A 17,242-nucleotide genomic window follows, 5' to 3' on the forward strand; every position below is an offset into this window, starting at 1 on the left:
TTTATCACAATTATTGTTAGTCAACTAACATTAATTATACATTAAAAGCTTTTAACCACAATGAACATCAAAGAGGAGCTGTCCTCGCGGCAGCTCCCTCCTACTAGCTCATCCTTATAACATTTTAGATAGCTATCTACTTTCTGCATAAATCTTATCCGATTTCGATGGCTCTTCTAGAATTTTAATTAATTTACGCAAAAGAACAGGCTCTTCTTCTCGGAATTGGTCAAAGCGGAGCTTCAACCGTTTAAATACTTCCTTATCTTCGCGAATAACATGGCGAATGTATTGATCTCTCAGCTTCATCGCCCGTTTTGTTATATCCTTGTATCCCTCCACAAGCTCTTCGTCATAAGGGATTATCCCCTCTTCTACAAGATATCCGATTCGCTCGCTCATCATTTTTTTGTGTTCCCAGAGAACGTGAAGATGTCTCGCATCGTTGCGGTCACCGAGCCTAGAATCGTTTTGCTCTACAGCATCAAAGTACATTTGCAGATAGTCATATACCTTGATTCCGAAAGCTTCCTCGTCTGGATTGTAATTAATTCGGTTTAAATGGGTCTCGCCATTAACATAATCGAGCAGTTGGTCGATCGCGGCCGTTTTATCAAATGGATAGGCAGAATGCGGTGCGTATTTATAAAAATACGTATGATGATCAGACGTGAGTTTCTCCTTCAAAAGCTTTCGCATAGAACCTGCAGCATCCTGAAACTCTTGGAATGGGATCTTCACATTACGGTACACCCCTGTATGATCGAACATGGAGGCATCGAACCTATTTTCCTCCCAATCAAAACCGTACAGAAAAAGATGATGAGGGAACGGTTCCTTCTGATAAGAAGCTGCCGGTGACAGCTTGGCTTCGTCCACAAACACGATGCAATAATAGCCGCTGCGGATCTGATCCGCGAAAAATTTCGGCCAGTCATCCAATGCCAAATTGTCTAGAATCGTATAATTTACAGAGCATGTTAGAAGAAACGGATTATTGAAATTCAACTCGTTTGGCTTGCCCCGAAAAAAATCGATAAAATATTGCCTGCCGTCCTCCAGAAATTTTGTGGTACAGGATAACTGGATAAAATTGCTGTAATACCAAGGGATCGTTTCTTCGTGGACGCTGGTGATTGAAAGGGTGTAAGCCCATCGTAAAAACCCTTTAAGTGGCGGATTCAACACGGGAAGCTGTACCGCGTTCAAATGATTCGCCTCCTTCTAATGAGTAATCGGGAAGCGTAACTGGTAAAGTTCCTTCAGGCTCAAGCTTGCCCAGTAAAACGCTTGAAAGGGCCTGCAATGTTAGCGGATGATGCTCATAACAGGCTAGGAAACCTTTAGCTTCTGGAAATGCCGCGAGATCAACGGGGTTGCGAAGGGAGATCGGAATGACTTTGTTCCCTCCTGCCAAAAGCTTGCGAACCAAAACGGTCTGCCCGTGATTAGAAGCCGTATGGAATATTCCCACGATGATCTGCCCATATCCTTCCGCTTCGGAGACCAAGTCCGCAATCTCATCCGTACTAGGACCAGTCCCATACAACCGCTCCATAAACTTTGCTTTCATCAAAGGATTTAGAAAGCTGCCGAGGGTATCATCGTATATCGGTTCGTCCTCAGACTTGCAAGCAGCCGCCATCTGCGGCCAAAGCACAAGCGTGTCGACTTCGGAAGACAACTGGCAAAAATTCGGTTCACGGTTCACCGAGGTGATGCTTTTCTCGCGAAGCAGCTTGATCGTCCGAAGGGTTTGCGAATGATCGAGATAGGTCCGCGTTTCTTCCCAGCTGCGTTCTCGCAGCGCTCCGATGCGGAGCTCCTTCAGGAGAAGAATGCGCTCCACGGAAGCATCAATCCGAGCTTCAGATAGACGCCCGTCTGCTACCGCATGTTCCAGTGCAGCTGCCGCCTCCAGCTGGCTTTCGTACGTATGGCTGACGAGAAGAAGATCTGCTCCAGCAAGTACGGCTCTTACGACTGCCTCCCCGACGCCAATGCCTTGCGTTACAGCGTTCATCTCCATGCAATCCGTCACGATAAGCCCCTTAAAATCCAGCTCTTCCCGGAGCAGACCTGTCAATACTTCATGAGAATGTGTGGCTGGAACAGACAAACCGCCGCTTAGCAATGGAATCCCGACATGGGCAGTCATTACGGCTTCGGCCCCAGCCCGCGCACAGCGCCGAAACGGTACGAGCTCGACAGACCGCAGACGATCAAGTGAATGCCTTACGACCGGCAGCTCAGCGTGTGAATCTACCTCCGTGTCGCCATGCCCTGGAAAATGCTTAATAACAGAGACAATGCCGCCATCCTGAAAGCCAAGCATTGCGGCGATCCCAAGCTCAGCGACAAGTTCAGCTTCGTCGCCGTATGCCCGGACATCAATAATCGGATTTCGCGGATTGACGTTAATATCGACCACCGGTGCGAAATTCATATTGATGCCCAGCAACTTCAGCTCCATTGCCGTTCCCTTTGCAGCTTCATAGAGCAGCAAAGGATCACGTGCCGCTCCCAAAGCCATCGCCGCAGGTAGCTGTGCAATTCCCTGTCTTAATCGGACGACCATGCCACCTTCCTGATCTGTTCCGATCCATAGCGGTATGCCTGTTGCACCCGCAGCCGTTTGTTGGAGTTTTTTCGTTAAAGCAAATGCCTGCTCGGGGTTGTCCAAATTACGGGAAAAGAACACGACTCCCCCGATGAAATGGTTTTGCAAGAGGTCGCCAATATTCGCACCCGGCGTAAGCCCCTCGAAGCCTACCATAAGCAGCTGCCCAATTTTCTCTTTCATCGTAAGCTGGCTACAAGCTCTCACCTGCATTCCTCCTCTGACATTACAATTGCGTCCAATCGAATAAAACGCCTAACAAATCAGGCTTACTCCCGGAGAGCCGTGAATAAACCGATACAGCTTCGAGCGGGCTTGCTTCTTCCGTTATGAGACTTGCGACATCTAGTTTCCCACGACGGATAGAATCGAATATGAACATGTTCATATCCTCTTCCGTCCAGCCATTAAAACCTTCCATCATTCGGCCGTGAATCCCTAATATGCTGACCGAATTAAAAACGACTTTTGGCCCTATCGTCTGTTTTGAAGGTTCTGTCGAGTCACCTAGCAAAATGACTTTGCCGAGCTCCCGTGTCAGCTGCGTACAGTAGGGCAGTACCGCGTAAGAACCCGTCACATCATATATCGTGTCCAGCATTTTGCCATCGGTAAGTTGTTCTACGCCTCCGAACGCTTCGGCTACCGTAAGATTCAGCAGATCGGTCGCACCGCTTCTGTGGGCTTGGTTCAGGCGGGAGCTTTCCGGAGCAATCGCAATAATCTGCCTTGCACCACTGGAATTCAGATACTGAATGACAAGCTGGCCGATAAGACCGAGTCCAACAACTCCCACTCTTTCTCCAAAAGCGGTTTCTGCGCGCAGAATCCCTAGAAGAGCAACCTTCGCGATCTGTGTAAAAACCGCCTCTTCGTCACGGATTGAATCTGGTATAATTGCCGCTTCCTTATAGTCTGCGAGGAAATATTGTCGGTGACCAGCCGGGCAGATGACCCGATCGCCGGGCTTTATTCCCTCCACTCCAATGCCTGTCTCCAGCACCTCAGCCGCCATCGAGTAACCGGGATAGAATGGGTACCGAACCCAAGATGACCAGACCGTTCCTTCATCGAAACGCCCCTTTAGACAAGCCAGCTCCGTTCCTGTACTTATTAGTGATTTTTTGGCTGCACATAAAATTTGTCCTCTTCCTGGCTTCGGCACCTGTTCCTCTATAAGCTCAATTCGATCTGGCTCCTGAAAGACGCAATTTATCGAGGTACGACCTTGCGTTGTCGCCATGTCCGGCATGCGATGACACTTCCTTTTCTAGGCATGGGATATAGATCTTATATTTGTAATTTCCATATGATCGCAAAACCATCTTAACTGCTCGCGCTGCTATATCCCCTCACAGCCTGTTTCCAAAGCAGCCGTAAAGCTGCGAAGAGCAGGAGCGATCCGATCAGCGCCATTCCTGCATATAACCAGCTGAGCTGTCCAAGCAAGAACATCGGTCCGAAATTAGTAATAAGGAACAGCGGAATAACGAAGGTCCCGATTCTGCGAACCCAAACAGGATAAATAGCCATAGGGAAATTGTTGGCATCCCAAGCGGAATGGGCGATCTCCGACATAGCCCCAGTCTGGACGAACCAGAATGAAAGCAGCGCTGGGATAATCATTAGACAATACGTGATGACAACGGAGACCAGGAGCATTAAGGCAAATCCCGCAAGTTGAACGAATGACAACGGAATATCCATCGCATGCCAGCCGATACCGATCATAGTGAAACCGACCAAAATATCGGGAATTGGCAGCGCCAGATCGACGTATCGCAATGATGCCATGAACTGCAGGGAAACGGGCTTCGTAATCATCAAATCAAGCGAGCCGTCTTTAATATACTCAGGAATTTTCATGAAATTTGTAAAAAACAACCCGACATACATTCCCGTAACGACGGTGTGCATGCCTATAAATAGAAGCAGCCCTTCGGGCGGTATGCCTTCTACATGCAGATCAGTGCGGAACACGACAAGCACATACAAAAGCTTGGCAAGCAGATAGACAGATTCGACAAGCAGGCTCATCACAAAATTGCCCCGAAACTCCATCTGAGCGATGAGACAATTTTTGATGAACATACCGTACAGGCGCAAATATTTTCTCGCAATTTTAAACATATGGAACGTCTGCTACCCCCCGACCGCCGAATATTTCTTTATGGATACGCGCCACGTCAGACGGGAAATGAACAAAAAGAGCAATATCCATCCACCTTGAATAAACAGCCCCTGATACATAGCCATCGTCCCTGTTTTACCGCTCAGAACATTCACCGGAAAATAAATGGTATACGGAAAAGGAGTATATTGAAGCGCCTTTACAACCGATTCCCCGAAAATTTCCAAGGGGAACATGCCACCGCTCAAAATATTGACTAGCAAACTTGTAATCACAAAAAAGTATGAGATTTCATGCAAATAAAACGCGCTGGCGCAAATGCAGTAGGCGATCAAAAAGTTGAGCAGAAGCGCGCCCCAAAGCGTCACAGCGAACAAGATTATACGAACGACCTGGATATCTAGCACATCCCTAGCGGCTGAAATCCAGATAATACAAATAAGCAAAAGTGCAGTAATGCCATAATAAATCGCCTTCTGTCCGAAAAAAGACATCAGCCGGTACCCGAAGTAGCTGACTGGCTTAATCAAATATTTGTTAAGGCCGCCATTCTTAATATCGTCGGCAATCTGATGCTCAAACTGGGTAGCAATCAGCTTGGACACCAGCCCTGCCAAGATCGTATACAAAATAATTTGACCATACGAATACGAGAACAACGCCGCCTTGCCGGAATGTTCGTACACCGCCGTCCAAATAAAATATTGAACAAGAATCGGAAAAGCAGCCCCAAGAAGACCAAGAAAGAAGTGAAATCGGTATTCCATCGAATGCTGGACGCCTACCCTAAAAACTGCCATGTACAATCTGCGTCTGTTCATCCTACGGCTTCCTTGCGATAGAGCATGGAAATGCTCTCCTCGATCGGTACGTCTTCTACCGTCCAGTCGATGATTGGAAACGAATCAAGCAAGGCGCGCGACACTTCCTTCAAGCGATGCTTCGGCAGCTCTAGAACAACGTTGTATTCGTCTCCGCTTACCATTTTCCCGAATTTGGCCAGCCGCTGCTGGGCAACAGGTTCGGAGAAGTGCAGCCTTATAATTTTCTGCTCGCCAAACAGATCGTTGATCTTGTGAAGATCGCCATCGTACAGAAGGCTTCCTTCATTAATAATGATCGTCCGCTTGCAGAGGTCCTCCACATCCTTCATGTAATGGCTCGTAAGCAAAATCGTCGCAGCAAACTGCTCATTGTAGTATTTCAGAAACTCTCTAACCTTCTTCTGGGAGGGGAAATCAAGCCCGATCGTCGGTTCATCGAGATAAAGCAGGCTAGGGCGGTGGATAAGTGCGGCGATCAGCTCCATTTTCATCCGTTCGCCCAGCGACAACCTGCGCACCTGCACGTTCAGAAGATCCTGCACATCTAGCATTTCCGATAGCTCAGCAAGACTCCGATGGTAGAGAGCATCCTCGACGTCATAAATGCATTTGTTCAAATAAATCGATTCACTAGCTGGAAGGTCCCACCAGAGCTGATTTTTCTGCCCCATCACAATGGAAAAAAGCCGTTTGAACTCATTCTTCCGCTCCCATGGCACATAACCAAACACATCGGCTTCTCCGCCTGTCGGATAAAGAATGCCAGACAGCATTTTGAGCGTTGTTGTTTTACCCGCCCCGTTAGGTCCGAGAAATCCGACGCATTCGCCGGGGCCTATGTCAAAAGAAAGAGATTTGACCGCTTCCTTCACCAGCGACTTGCGAGCAAATAAATTTTTCAACGAATTTTTAAGCCCCGCTGCTTTCCGGTAGTACACGAACGATTTGTGCAGCTCCCGCACACGGATATAGTCCATCCCCGTTCCTCCTGGCTTAAACTCCATTGTTGTACAGCAGCACACACTTAGAGCATATCGGCATTAAACCGCAGGCAACAATTTCGCGCTGTTTCCGAAGATCTTCACCGTGAAAAACATCGGCTACACTTTCTTCATACAAATTGCCGACGCTGAATTCCGGGAAAAATTTGCATGGATTCACTTTGCCGTCCGGCATCACATCCATCCGATTCGAGATCGAAAAGCACTTCGTACGATTCATAGCCGGTTTCTCGCTGCCCCGAATAAATCCTTCCACCTCTTCGGGCTCCAGTGCAGGCTGATAACGGACACGCACATTCCAAATTCGAGAATTTACGCGTTTAAGCTCTTCGAGCAAAATATCAAAATTGTCTGGCGAGATGTGAAACGTGAAGGAGTGCCAACTGTTCTTGTGAGCGTCTGCAAAGCGGGAGGCAAGGTGCGGGAAATGAGCATCGAAGTAAGTGTCCATTCTATCCGCCGTATCAGAAGGGATATACCAGGGGAAGCAGAAATAGACAGAATCTACGCCCATCTCTTCAAAAAATTCCATAAAGCTGTAAAGCTTGCCGACCATCTGGTCGTTAACCGTCAACGCCACAGAAACCTTGCCTTTATATATACCCTGCTTTTTCAGATCTAGCAGCAACTGGATTGCATGGATTACTTTTTTAAACGTGCCTTTACCTCGGATTGCGTCATTTTCCTTCTCGAAGCCTTCAAGGCTGACCAGCATAACCAGATTTTCTGACATTTTCAAAATGGAATCCAGCTTCTGCTCAATGAGAATCGCATTCGTGCAAATCGTCGTGTACCGCTCTTCTTTGGATAGCAGCTCTGCCAGCTCATCGAATTTGGAGTAAAATAACGGTTCGCCGCCCCACAGGAAAACACGTGATTTGCGTGCTCTTGTTTCAGCCAAAATCTTCTCCACGACGGGAATATCGATTTCATCTTTCTTCACTTCTTTGGCAAAACCGTGATGAAAGCCATCCGGATTCCATTCGAAGCAGTGTGTACAGCGTAGGTTGCAGCCGTTATTAAGCTTGATTCCTATCTCATAAGGCACGGGTGCTGCATAAGTAGGATCATCTCTGCGCTTCCTTCCGGTTTCCGCCAGCGGAACCAGCGTTCTTTTCATATTACGAAACGTGATTTGGTCAAACGTAACTGCTGTTTTCGGCTGCATAGGTGATCCTCCCGAAATGGTTAATTTTTGACCGCTGCTCTAACAATCGTCTGCAAGTCTCCTCGAGCAAATGCTCCGAAAAACGTTGAGTTTTCCACTCCGTAAAGCGGATTCCGAGTCCACAAGATTCCCAATAGGTTGAATTATGAAGCTCATGGTCGCCGAACGGCTCCAGCATGATAAATGGGATTCCAAACGACAACGAGTCGTTCAGTGTCGCTCCCCCCGGCTTACTGATGATCGCCCAGCAATTGCGCATCAGCTCGATGTAAGCTGAGTAATCCTTGAGGGGATACTCCCTGAGAATTCCGTTTTCACGGATATACTGAATCATAGGCGGGAAAGAATGTCTCCCTTGTTTGTCCCTGCTCCACGGGTCCCAGGAGACCTCCGTCCCAAAATATCGCATGGTCCCGTCGTCCTCCTCCACCTCTGAAGGATCGTAAACAATGACATCCAGACGGTGTCCGAGCATTCGAAGCTCTGAGATCGTCTTGGCGTAGGTGCCGATTCCCCAGCCACCGCCATGGATCAGAATGCGTCCGGCGCGCTGCCAGAAAGGCAAAGGCTCCGCTTCATCTGAAGCAATGTAACTGCCCGGAGACATTTTTTGAAGCTCGTAAAACCAAACGTTCTTATAGACGGGGTACAACTGCTTATGTACCTTAAACGATGGGGTATCCCACGCATCCAGTCGGATCAGCCGGATGTCCAATTGCTTGTTAGAATCTGCCTTGTAACGCTCCAGTATAGGCAGCCAGAAACCCGTAAACACCGCAAAACGGGTGACATCGGCCTGTTTCCAAGCGTTCAGCAGTATTTGAACCTCTTCCTCGTCCAAGGAATTATCAACGGGTTTGGCCAGCTTATGCCCCATAAGAGCAACGGCGAAATCCGCATGAAATGCTTTTTTGGTGGATCTGATCTTGCTTCGCACTTTTTCGTCATACAAGCTCTCCAGAACGTAAATATCCGTTTCGACTCTTATGCTTTGCAGGTACGTATGCAGATGCATAGCCGGAATGTACGCGCCGAGCGAATTACCCGACGCCAGCAAAATAACTGAAGATGAATTCATGCTCAGCTCCCGCGTTCCAAATTTAGTTGTACACTTTAACGGATAAGTCCGCGAGCACCTGTCGCAAGCTATTAATCAGTTCGCTGCGGTGTTCATCATCTCGGCCTACGACCGAGACATAAAGCCTTCCTTTCGGCATGCCTCGTTTGTTTTGCGTTCCCTCCGCCATTCGGCGGCGAGTCAGAATCTCATTTATCATTACGGTATTGGATGATAGAGGAACAACCCCGTACCCTGAGGGGGTTGTCAACAGAAGTTCAGATGCGTGCAATGCGTGCAGTAGAGTGCCAAACTCGAAGCCTTCCGGTAATCCGAGGGATAAAAATGTAAGCCAGCCGCTATGTCCGTACGTTTCCCAACATTGATCGAGATACGCGTTTATAAGACCCATGGACTTGCGGGCGTTAATCTCTACAATCGATACGACTTTTCCGTCCTCCAATATCATGGAGTCAAAGCAGACAAAGCCGTGGTAGCCGTCTCCCGCCAGCAGCCGGAGCGCCTTCTCCATCACGTTGAAATAGCCAGCGTTCTCCAACATGCTGATAAAAACTTCATCCGCTTTGATAGACCCGCTGTAGTTTTGCTGGTGATTAATCATCCGCTGAACTGAAATGAACGCCGCCTCGCCACTCTCCTTGATGAACCAGTGAGAGCTGAAGTCGGTCTTTTTCTTTAGCAACGGCTCAAGAAGGAATTGAGAGCGCAAACCTCTTTCCTCCTGTTTATGCAAGTGATCCGTTATTCTTCGCTGCATGGATTCGCTGTCAATGAGCATATTGCCTTTGCCAGCAACGCCGAAGGGATCTTTTAATAAATAGTGCCCCTGCTTCAATAGAGCACTTCCGATCGTCTCTATTTCTTCTGCGCTGTTCGCCTCCATGCCGTAACACTTCTCGCCTATTCTAACCAAGAGCCTGTTGGAATACAGCTTTGAATTAACACGTACAACCGTCTCTAGATCTGGCAAGGAACCGCTAAGTTCGGCGGCGTATAGGTACGCTTCCGTATCCGATGTTATGGCGTACGGGGACACCATTTTGACAGCGCTTGAGAACCTCTCTTCACCATGTGATTTCATCTGCTGCAAAACCACACCTTCGGGGAAACCGGAACCGGTTGTCTGAAGCACTTTGTTTGCCGGTTTGGTGAGCCTTGCTTGATCAGCCGTAAGTCTGAACATGCAAGATTTGAATAAGTCCGGTTCGGGCAAGGGATCCTTCTCATCATTCAAATCATAGTGATAGCGAGTTCCAAACGAAAAACCTAGCCCATTTAGATACTCATGCAGTGCTGGGTTGATTTTGCAACGGCTGTAGAGGATATCATTAGGCCCGCAAAACGGAAAGAGCAGCTCATCCATGCACAGCACAATGGACTCACTATCCTTGTCCGGCATAGCAGGTAGCCGGGCCAGATCAGGATCTCTCCACCTCGTTTCGGGGTCGAAGGTACCCATAACCATTTTCACAATCACGTCGACTTTAAGACTTAGCATCTTCGTACAACGGCTGGCCTTGCGGCTGGCAGCTTTTCACAAACTGAATAAAAGCTCCGATCGACTGGAGATGCTCATAATCGAATTCGTCATAGTCAATGGCCACATTCAACTGATCCTCGACTTGGAGCATAAACTGGATCATTTGCAAAGAATCAAGGCCAATATCATTGTTCAGATTCGTTTCAGGGGAGAGGGAATGGCGAAGTTCTGGCTGGTCTTCTTTGATCGTGCACAAAATATCAGCGATTTTATCGAACATTACTACACTCCTTTAAAGGTTTAATGTATGAGGAGCATCCGAATCCTCACTTTCACAAATTCCAACCAAATAAAAAAATTCTTGTTTATCCCTCCAATTCCTATAAATTACAATTATTATCATGCTCTAGCATGAATCTGTCAACGAAAACAGAGTAGATCATTTACACTATTTTTCAATATAATTTCGCGAATACCCTTCGAATAGGTAGCAAGAATCATCTGATTTTGAACCTCGACATTGGATTACGACAAATTTATACATCAATATTGATTGATTATACTCAAAATCGACCACACATTTAGGACTTTTTAACCTAAAATTCAAAAAACTAATCTAACCATTATTTTGTTGCAGCTAGTTTTAGTTTTTTGTACTATTTTCATCTAAAACAAAAAAGCCCCCCGGAGCTCCCATTCAACTCCGAGGGCTTAATTCGTTTATGGCTGCAGCTGCCACAACGCGGGAACGTTGCTAGGCTCCCAGCCTGCTAACGAAGTGTGCGGTTGGATACATTTATACGTCGCGCCATTGTATGAGACTAGAGCATTCGCTGCATATGCCGTGTTAGCAGCCCATGGTGTAGCGCTTGGCCCTTGAGCCGTCGTAGCGGTAACTGCGTTGCTGTTGCCGGATTCGTTTTGAGATGGATCAACAGCACGAACCGTGAACGTATAGGAAGTATTAGGAGTAAGACCGGTAACGAGCTTCTCAGTAGCTGTGCCCGTTACGGTTGCAACGACATTTGAACCGACATAAATGCGGTAACCAGCGATGCCAGAAGCATCCGTTGAGGCGTTCCACATCAATGTAAGTGAGTTTGAGCCAGCCGCTCCCATGACATGAAGTCCAGATGGGTTAGTTGGTGGAGTCGTATCGTTCGGGATCTGAACCGTCGTTATTTGTACGCTATTGCTGGCTGGAGATCGATTACCGGAGGAATCAAACGCTTTGACGGTTAAGTTATAGGTGGTTCCGGCAATCAAATTCGTCAGGTTGACATTTAATTGATTTCCCGGAACGGTAGCTATTGGCGAGGTGTTAGAGCCGGAATAAAGCTCATAACCTGAGACACCATTATTGTCCGTTGAAGCTCCCCATGAAAGTGAAGCTGTTGTTGTCCCGACTGTACCTGCTGTAAGGTTCGTTGGAGTAGTTGGGGCAACGTTGTCTGAAGCGCCAAACTGAACATCAATTACGTTATACCAAGCGTTTGGCGTATCATAAATATCCCATACGGCAAGGATGATTTGATAACCAGTTCTCTCTGGTACACTACAGGTATGGGACAATGTTGCAGGTGGCTGTTGACCGTTTCCCTGTACCGTACAGAACGGTGTCAGATCAAGCTGTGCACGTGAAAGCGGAGCATTCGGATTCCAATCTTGCTTGGTAATAAAATAGCGATAACTTGTCGTCGCATGACGCGCTGTAAACTTCCAAGTAAATGTATTGGTACCGCTGCTAATATTGACCTTATTCCAGCGTGTAGCTGTTTGTTGGTCAAGATTTGCGAAGGCAGCAAGGCCTGCACTGGCGATTTTACCATCTGCAGGTCCAGCTGCTGGAAAACCTTTTAATCCTTCGAGGCTTTGCGGCTCATAAATAATTGCTCCACAGTTCGTATTCAGTCCATTTTTACATTGTATCGCCCGACTTGCAGGATTATCGATATAACCATGAGCAGAAACAGGCTTAACGAAAGCAATCATACTGGTTAATAGGAGCAGCAGACCGAGACAAGCAGCCAACACACGCTTTTTCAAACTCGAACTCCTATGAATCTGATTCATCATCACATTACCTCCTAGGTTTTTGGTCTGGTTTTAGAATCCATCCATTTCCTAACAGCATGCGGATATCAGTATCATTTCCCCCCTCTCATCATAGCTGCGACGTCTATAAAGATAGGTTCACTTTAAGCAACCAACTCCTTTAAAATCCGAATTTATATAAACTCCTAAGAGCTTATACACGCATTAAAAAATGAGCAGTGAAAGCAAAATGGGTATGGTTTGGGTTCATGGGAAGGTGTGAGGTTTGGTAAAAAGCCAAAACTTTCCGGATGTTTGTACCGAAGTGTGGTGGAGATGAATGGCCCTAAAATCGGATTGTAGCTGAGGAATGTTCTATGAATCAATCATAATGTAAACGTTATAATTTTGCACTGCTATTTTAGAACTAATATTTTTTACGCTCAAAATAGGTCTTGCACCCAACCCCAACGACCTAAGCTTATGATACAAGGATGTATATATTACCATTTTTTGTGTTTAAAGACCTAAATTTGTTTTCGTCATTGCAGCGTATTAGGATACTTGCATTGTTCTCCTATGTTAAATTGCTTTTACTTCTATTTCAGCAATGGTACGTTTATTTTGGGGTTGAACAGGACGATGATTATCAGGGAATATCGCTTGAAATGCTTTTATTTGAGCTTTCGACATTTCGATAGGCTTCTCTAGAACAGTCCACTTCACGCCCTCGGAGCAAGGAGGAGTCGTCAGTGATCCTTGGTAGCGATAAGCGTCCAGATCACTAGGAAGCAGCTTGCTGAGATCAATTTTGTTTTTCAAAACGAAATCAACAGCAGTCTTTGTTTTTGGCAGCTTGGACCAAATTTCAGTCAAGGCCGGGTTTCCTTTACCCTCCTTAATAAGTACGCCTAGCACAGCTAAATTTCCAGTCTTGTTCTTATGTACAAAGTGCAGCTCCAAGGGGGATGCTTTTCCGTCTATTAAATGTTCACTCGGTGTATGGAAATGAAATTGAGCCAATGTGTACTTAGAATCGCCAATTGTCAACTGATTGGCAGCTGAAGCTGTATTGGCTTGAATGGTATGTCCGCTATTGCCGAAGGTAAACGAGGTTGGTTTGTAATGGACGGTCACCTTCGTTTTGTTGCCGTTTTTATTAGCTTCGTCACTATGGATATCGATTGGTGATTGCTCCACTCCAGCACTGCAAGCCGCATATTCCGCTGTAAGATGAGCCCAATGCTCCGGTCCAGTACTGCCTTCATAGCTCCAATGCGGTGCTTCGCTCTCGGATTTTGATGCTGGTGCTGCATAAGCGACAGTTGAAGCTAGCAGAACTAGCATAGCTGCGCTTGTGAGTAATTTAGTCAAACGTGTGCTCATAAATCAATTCATCTCCTTAATAAGTTATGATTGAATGATACAAAAAACGGTACGCTGCTTCGAACACCTCCTACAGTATAGTACCAACAACTTGACGAACTGTAAATAATTACAAATATTTTGTGCATATTGAATATTTTGAACATAAAACTCATATTTTCGTCATGATGATTACTGGCAAATATAAATAATGGAGCAACTGCCGCAGCAATTGCTCCACTCTCCCGTTTATCATCTACTTTTTAAAAAACTCTTTATCTTACACCAATCATTAAAAATCGATTTCCACACCGTCGATAGTGATGGCTTCAATCTTTGAAATATCTAAAGGCAAAGTAGGTATGAATTTCGCTTTAACCTTCTCATTATCACTAAAGCTAGTCATAGAATCAAATGTTTGAACTGTGCCGTCATTCATTTTAGCAGTTACTGCAATTTTAAACTCCATTGTCGTGCTGTTGCCACAACAAATATGTATCTATATGGGAAATGAGGATATCCTAACTAAACGATACCATATTAACCATCAGATCAGAGGTACTCAGATGATTAATCCAACAAACAACATTGATGACCAGCCGTTGCAATCGGATTTAAAGATGAATTTAAAAATGCTGCAGGATAATCTCGGGCACAGCCCTGACCTGGTTTCACGTCATTTCCAAGTGAATTCAGCAAATAATATGCCTATCCATGGAGCTATTGTATATATTGAAGGGCTATCAAGCTCAAGCTCTATGCTTCAATCCGTCTATATGGGAAACCATGAGAGCAGTCAATATTTTACCCCGACAGAATTAATGGATTACTACAAGAATAGTGTCATTCCTGAAGGAGCCGTATTTACACTCACTTCATTTAATGAATTATTTGATATGCTGCTTACTGGAAACAGTATCCTTCTTCTTGATAATTGTGCTCAAGCTCTTTCTGTTGACACAAAAGATATTAGAGCTCGCTCGGTTGAAGAACCTAACGTTCAATCCGTGGTGCGCGGTCCCCGTGAAGGTTTTACTGAAGTGTTAAGTTGGAACACCGCTATGATTCGCAGAAAAATTAACAGTCGGCACCTATGGTTTGAGAACTATAAAATAGGAAGTGTCACAAAGACAGATGTTTCGGTCATTTTTATCGAAAATCTCGTTTCTGATAGCGTGCTTGAAATGGTTAGAGAACGATTGCAGAAAATCGATATCGACGGCATTCTTGAAAGTAATTATATAGAAGAACACATTCAAGATAAGAAATATTCACCTTTTCCAACCATATTTAATTCGGAGAGACCCGATGTGGTAGCTGCTGGTTTGCTGGAGGGAAGAGTCGCTATTATGGTCGATGGAACTCCGTTTGCACTTCTGGTTCCTGCACTGTTTACGCAATTTTTCCAATCAAGCGAGGATTATTACGAACGGACGGATTTCAGCACGCTGATTCGTTTGCTCCGCTTTTTTTGTTTTCTTATAGCTACCATTACACCCTCTTTCTATATTGCGATTACAACGTTTCACCAGGAGCTGCTTCCAACGACATTGCTCTATAATCTAGCCAGCCAGCGAGAGGGCGTTCCTTTCCCTGCCTTTATCGAGGCGCTGGTCATGGAGATTACCTTTGAGATTCTCCGTGAAGCCAGCGTACGAATGCCTAAAACGATTGGACAATCAATCTCCATCGTAGGAACACTGGTTGTCGGACAAGCCGCTGTAGAAGCTGGCCTCGTCAGCGCTGCCATGGTGATTGTCGTTTCCATAACGGCCATTTCGAATTTCGTACTCCCTGCTTTTAATCTAGGCATCGCGGCTCGGATTATCCGTTTCTTGCTGATGATCATGGCAGCATCCTTTGGATTGTACGGCGTATTTATCTGTATCATTGGGATCATTTTTCATCTATGCAGCCTCACGTCATTTGGCGTTCCTTATATGGCGCCGCTGGCTCCCTTCAACAGTACAGATCAGAAAGATACTCTATTCCGTATGCCCTTGCGCTCCATGATTACACGCCCCAAAAGCCTTAAACCAAAAAATCTAGTGAGGCAGAAAAAATCATGAAACGTTCTACGTCATTTGTCAGGCTAGTTCTCGTCGTCATCGTTCTTCTAATTTCCGCCATTCTCATGACTGCTTGCTGGAGCAGACATGAGTTAAACGAGCTTAGCATCGTGGTAGGGCTTGCTATCGATAAGAAAGGCGACAAATACAATGTAACCGTACAAATTGTTAATCCAGGTCAGGTAAGCAATAAGCAAGCAGGATCAAACAACTTCAGTCCAGTAGTCTCTTATGAAGCAACAGGCGTTTCAGTACCGGATGCACTCAGCAGAATGACGGTTAAGGCAGCACGACAGCTATATTACCCACACCTGCGGATATTAATTATAGGCGAGGATGTGGCTCGCAGCGGAATCAGTAAGCCGCTTGATTTTATCGCAAGAAACCGTGAGATGAGAACAGACTTTTATCTCATCGTAGCTAAAAAAACAACAGCAAGTGAAATCCTAAACATGTACAGCCCTATTGATCCGATTCCTGCGAATAACTTGTACACCAAGCTGGAGACCTCTGACCGATTATGGGCTGCAACCGGAAAAATCACATTGGACAAGCTGATTCAAGATTTATCCCAGCAAGGAAAAGGGGCGACTTTAACCGCTATAGAAATTGAAGGCAATCCTTCAAAAGGCGATAAAATAACTGATGCTGTAAATGTTGAACCAGAGGTCATCCTCAAATACACCGGTATGGCCGCTTTTAAACGGGATCGTATGGTAGGCTGGCTGAATGAAAACGACACAAAGGCGCTCAATTATCTTCAAAATAATATCGTCAAAACAACTGGCACGATTGCATGTCCAGATAGCAAAGGGAATGTAAGTCTTCAAGTCGTCCATTCTCATACGGATATACGCGTAAATACGAAAAATGAAACTCCTGCATTCGAAGTCATTTTAAAAACGGAGCAGGATATAACAGACATTAGCTGCGAGCTTGATATTACTCAGCCGGAAACGTTAGCCAAATTAAACAAGCTGGCCGATAAGACACTGGAAGAAATACTGAGCCGCACGATTCACAAATTTCAAAAGCAAGTTAAAGCAGATATATTTGGCTTTGGTTCAGCACTTCATCGTTCCAACCCGAAAATGTGGCATGGCATTAACGATTGGGATAAAATATTCGAAAATGTGAATATCACCGTTCAATCTCAGTGCACTATTCGGCGAATTGGAACTACGGTACAGTCTATTAGAAGCACAATTAAAAAATAGGTGGCGGCAGCTATGTGGTTATGGATAGGTGTAATCGGTGCATGGACGTGGGTTTCCATTGTTGAAATCCCTCCCCTATTCGGCAAGCGCAGGATGAAAGAACTTCTGCTGATTGTATTCATTATGATAACAGCAACCTCTGGCAGTCTGATTTTCATGTATATGCACAATCCGCCTAACCCTTTGGAATGGATAGAAAAAATAATATCTCCTTACGCTCGTGCAATCTACTCCTTGATGTCCTGAAAGGAAAAG

16 protein-coding genes are annotated in these 17,242 nt (G+C 45.7%); 3 read left to right on the plus strand and 13 right to left on the minus strand.

Annotation, left to right across the window (positions count from 1 at the left end; genetic code table 11):
* Nucleotides 1–132 precede the first annotated feature (132 nt).
* From AC0VYE_RS25450 to AC0VYE_RS25510, 13 genes are all read right to left on the minus strand, one after another.
* Nucleotides 133–1,209 (minus strand): hypothetical protein, encoded by a 1,077-nt coding sequence (locus AC0VYE_RS25450; protein WP_475443294.1) that lies wholly within the window; start codon nt 1,207–1,209, stop codon nt 133–135.
* Complete coding sequence (locus AC0VYE_RS25455) at nt 1,169–2,827, minus strand: glycoside hydrolase family 3 protein (protein ID WP_475443295.1); 1,659 nt, start codon at nt 2,825–2,827, stop codon at nt 1,169–1,171. Before AC0VYE_RS25455 ends, AC0VYE_RS25450 begins: the two co-directional genes overlap by 41 nt.
* Before the next feature lie 19 nt (nt 2,828–2,846).
* The gene (locus AC0VYE_RS25460; protein ID WP_475443296.1) at nt 2,847–3,872 is read right to left on the minus strand and encodes a zinc-dependent alcohol dehydrogenase; all 1,026 of its coding nucleotides are present in this window, start codon (nt 3,870–3,872) and stop codon (nt 2,847–2,849) included.
* A 74-nt stretch (nt 3,873–3,946) separates the two neighbouring features.
* A complete protein-coding gene (locus AC0VYE_RS25465) occupies nt 3,947–4,750 on the minus strand; it encodes an ABC transporter permease (RefSeq protein WP_475443297.1) in 804 nt (267 codons plus the stop codon).
* A gap of 12 nt (nt 4,751–4,762) precedes the next feature.
* Complete coding sequence (locus AC0VYE_RS25470; protein WP_475443298.1) at nt 4,763–5,572, minus strand: ABC transporter permease; 810 nt, start codon at nt 5,570–5,572, stop codon at nt 4,763–4,765.
* Complete coding sequence (locus tag AC0VYE_RS25475; protein ID WP_475443299.1) at nt 5,569–6,552, minus strand: ABC transporter ATP-binding protein; 984 nt, start codon at nt 6,550–6,552, stop codon at nt 5,569–5,571. Before AC0VYE_RS25475 ends, AC0VYE_RS25470 begins: the two co-directional genes overlap by 4 nt.
* Nucleotides 6,553–6,568: 16 nt before the next feature.
* Nucleotides 6,569–7,744, minus strand: a complete 1,176-nt coding sequence (locus AC0VYE_RS25480; protein WP_076267669.1) for a radical SAM protein — start codon at nt 7,742–7,744, stop codon at nt 6,569–6,571.
* Nucleotides 7,716–8,822, minus strand: coding sequence for a hypothetical protein (locus tag AC0VYE_RS25485; protein WP_475443300.1), 1,107 nt, complete (start codon nt 8,820–8,822; stop codon nt 7,716–7,718). The genes AC0VYE_RS25480 and AC0VYE_RS25485 overlap by 29 nt, the downstream gene beginning before the upstream one ends.
* A 22-nt stretch (nt 8,823–8,844) precedes the next feature.
* The gene (locus AC0VYE_RS25490) at nt 8,845–10,320 is read right to left on the minus strand and encodes an ATP-grasp domain-containing protein (RefSeq protein ID WP_475443301.1); all 1,476 of its coding nucleotides are present in this window, start codon (nt 10,318–10,320) and stop codon (nt 8,845–8,847) included.
* Complete coding sequence (locus AC0VYE_RS25495) at nt 10,307–10,582, minus strand: acyl carrier protein (protein ID WP_076267666.1); 276 nt, start codon at nt 10,580–10,582, stop codon at nt 10,307–10,309. The genes AC0VYE_RS25490 and AC0VYE_RS25495 overlap by 14 nt, the downstream gene beginning before the upstream one ends.
* 440 nt (nt 10,583–11,022) lie before the next feature.
* The gene (locus AC0VYE_RS25500) at nt 11,023–12,375 is read right to left on the minus strand and encodes a lytic polysaccharide monooxygenase (protein WP_475449726.1); all 1,353 of its coding nucleotides are present in this window, start codon (nt 12,373–12,375) and stop codon (nt 11,023–11,025) included.
* A gap of 543 nt (nt 12,376–12,918) precedes the next feature.
* Complete coding sequence (locus AC0VYE_RS25505; RefSeq protein ID WP_475443302.1) at nt 12,919–13,722, minus strand: carbonic anhydrase; 804 nt, start codon at nt 13,720–13,722, stop codon at nt 12,919–12,921.
* 271 nt (nt 13,723–13,993) lie between these two features.
* Nucleotides 13,994–14,170, minus strand: coding sequence for a hypothetical protein (locus AC0VYE_RS25510; protein WP_475443303.1), 177 nt, complete (start codon nt 14,168–14,170; stop codon nt 13,994–13,996).
* A 97-nt stretch (nt 14,171–14,267) separates the two neighbouring features.
* Between AC0VYE_RS25510 and AC0VYE_RS25515 the strand changes: the two genes are divergently transcribed.
* The 3 genes from AC0VYE_RS25515 to AC0VYE_RS25525 are packed head-to-tail and all read left to right on the plus strand — an operon-like array spanning nt 14,268 to nt 17,233.
* Complete coding sequence (locus tag AC0VYE_RS25515) at nt 14,268–15,770, plus strand: spore germination protein (RefSeq protein WP_475443305.1); 1,503 nt, start codon at nt 14,268–14,270, stop codon at nt 15,768–15,770.
* On the plus strand, nt 15,767–16,987 hold the full coding sequence (locus tag AC0VYE_RS25520) for a Ger(x)C family spore germination protein (RefSeq protein WP_475443307.1): 1,221 nt from the start codon (nt 15,767–15,769) through the stop codon (nt 16,985–16,987). The genes AC0VYE_RS25515 and AC0VYE_RS25520 overlap by 4 nt, the downstream gene beginning before the upstream one ends.
* A gap of 12 nt (nt 16,988–16,999) precedes the next feature.
* The gene (locus tag AC0VYE_RS25525; protein WP_076267660.1) at nt 17,000–17,233 is read left to right on the plus strand and encodes a hypothetical protein; all 234 of its coding nucleotides are present in this window, start codon (nt 17,000–17,002) and stop codon (nt 17,231–17,233) included.
* Nucleotides 17,234–17,242 lie beyond the last annotated feature (9 nt).

Source organism: Pristimantibacillus sp. Z349TD_6, assembly GCF_056173205.1.

Excerpts from the sequence above, each read along its gene's own strand:
- AC0VYE_RS25460 (WP_475443296.1), bottom strand. The coding sequence starts at position 3,872 with ATGCCGGACATGGCGACAACGCAAGGTCGTACCTCGATAAATTGCGTC.
- AC0VYE_RS25465 (WP_475443297.1), bottom strand. The coding sequence starts at position 4,750 with ATGTTTAAAATTGCGAGAAAATATTTGCGCCTGTACGGTATGTTCATC.
- AC0VYE_RS25470 (WP_475443298.1), bottom strand. The coding sequence starts at position 5,572 with ATGAACAGACGCAGATTGTACATGGCAGTTTTTAGGGTAGGCGTCCAG.
- AC0VYE_RS25475 (WP_475443299.1), bottom strand. The coding sequence starts at position 6,552 with ATGGACTATATCCGTGTGCGGGAGCTGCACAAATCGTTCGTGTACTAC.
- AC0VYE_RS25480 (WP_076267669.1), bottom strand. The coding sequence starts at position 7,744 with ATGCAGCCGAAAACAGCAGTTACGTTTGACCAAATCACGTTTCGTAAT.
- AC0VYE_RS25485 (WP_475443300.1), bottom strand. The coding sequence starts at position 8,822 with ATGAATTCATCTTCAGTTATTTTGCTGGCGTCGGGTAATTCGCTCGGC.
- AC0VYE_RS25490 (WP_475443301.1), bottom strand. The coding sequence starts at position 10,320 with ATGCTAAGTCTTAAAGTCGACGTGATTGTGAAAATGGTTATGGGTACC.
- AC0VYE_RS25495 (WP_076267666.1), bottom strand. The coding sequence starts at position 10,582 with ATGTTCGATAAAATCGCTGATATTTTGTGCACGATCAAAGAAGACCAG.
- AC0VYE_RS25500 (WP_475449726.1), bottom strand. The coding sequence starts at position 12,375 with ATGAATCAGATTCATAGGAGTTCGAGTTTGAAAAAGCGTGTGTTGGCT.
- AC0VYE_RS25505 (WP_475443302.1), bottom strand. The coding sequence starts at position 13,722 with ATGAGCACACGTTTGACTAAATTACTCACAAGCGCAGCTATGCTAGTT.
- AC0VYE_RS25510 (WP_475443303.1), bottom strand. The coding sequence starts at position 14,170 with ATGGAGTTTAAAATTGCAGTAACTGCTAAAATGAATGACGGCACAGTT.
- AC0VYE_RS25515 (WP_475443305.1), top strand. The coding sequence starts at position 14,268 with ATGATTAATCCAACAAACAACATTGATGACCAGCCGTTGCAATCGGAT.
- AC0VYE_RS25520 (WP_475443307.1), top strand. The coding sequence starts at position 15,767 with ATGAAACGTTCTACGTCATTTGTCAGGCTAGTTCTCGTCGTCATCGTT.
- AC0VYE_RS25525 (WP_076267660.1), top strand. The coding sequence starts at position 17,000 with ATGTGGTTATGGATAGGTGTAATCGGTGCATGGACGTGGGTTTCCATT.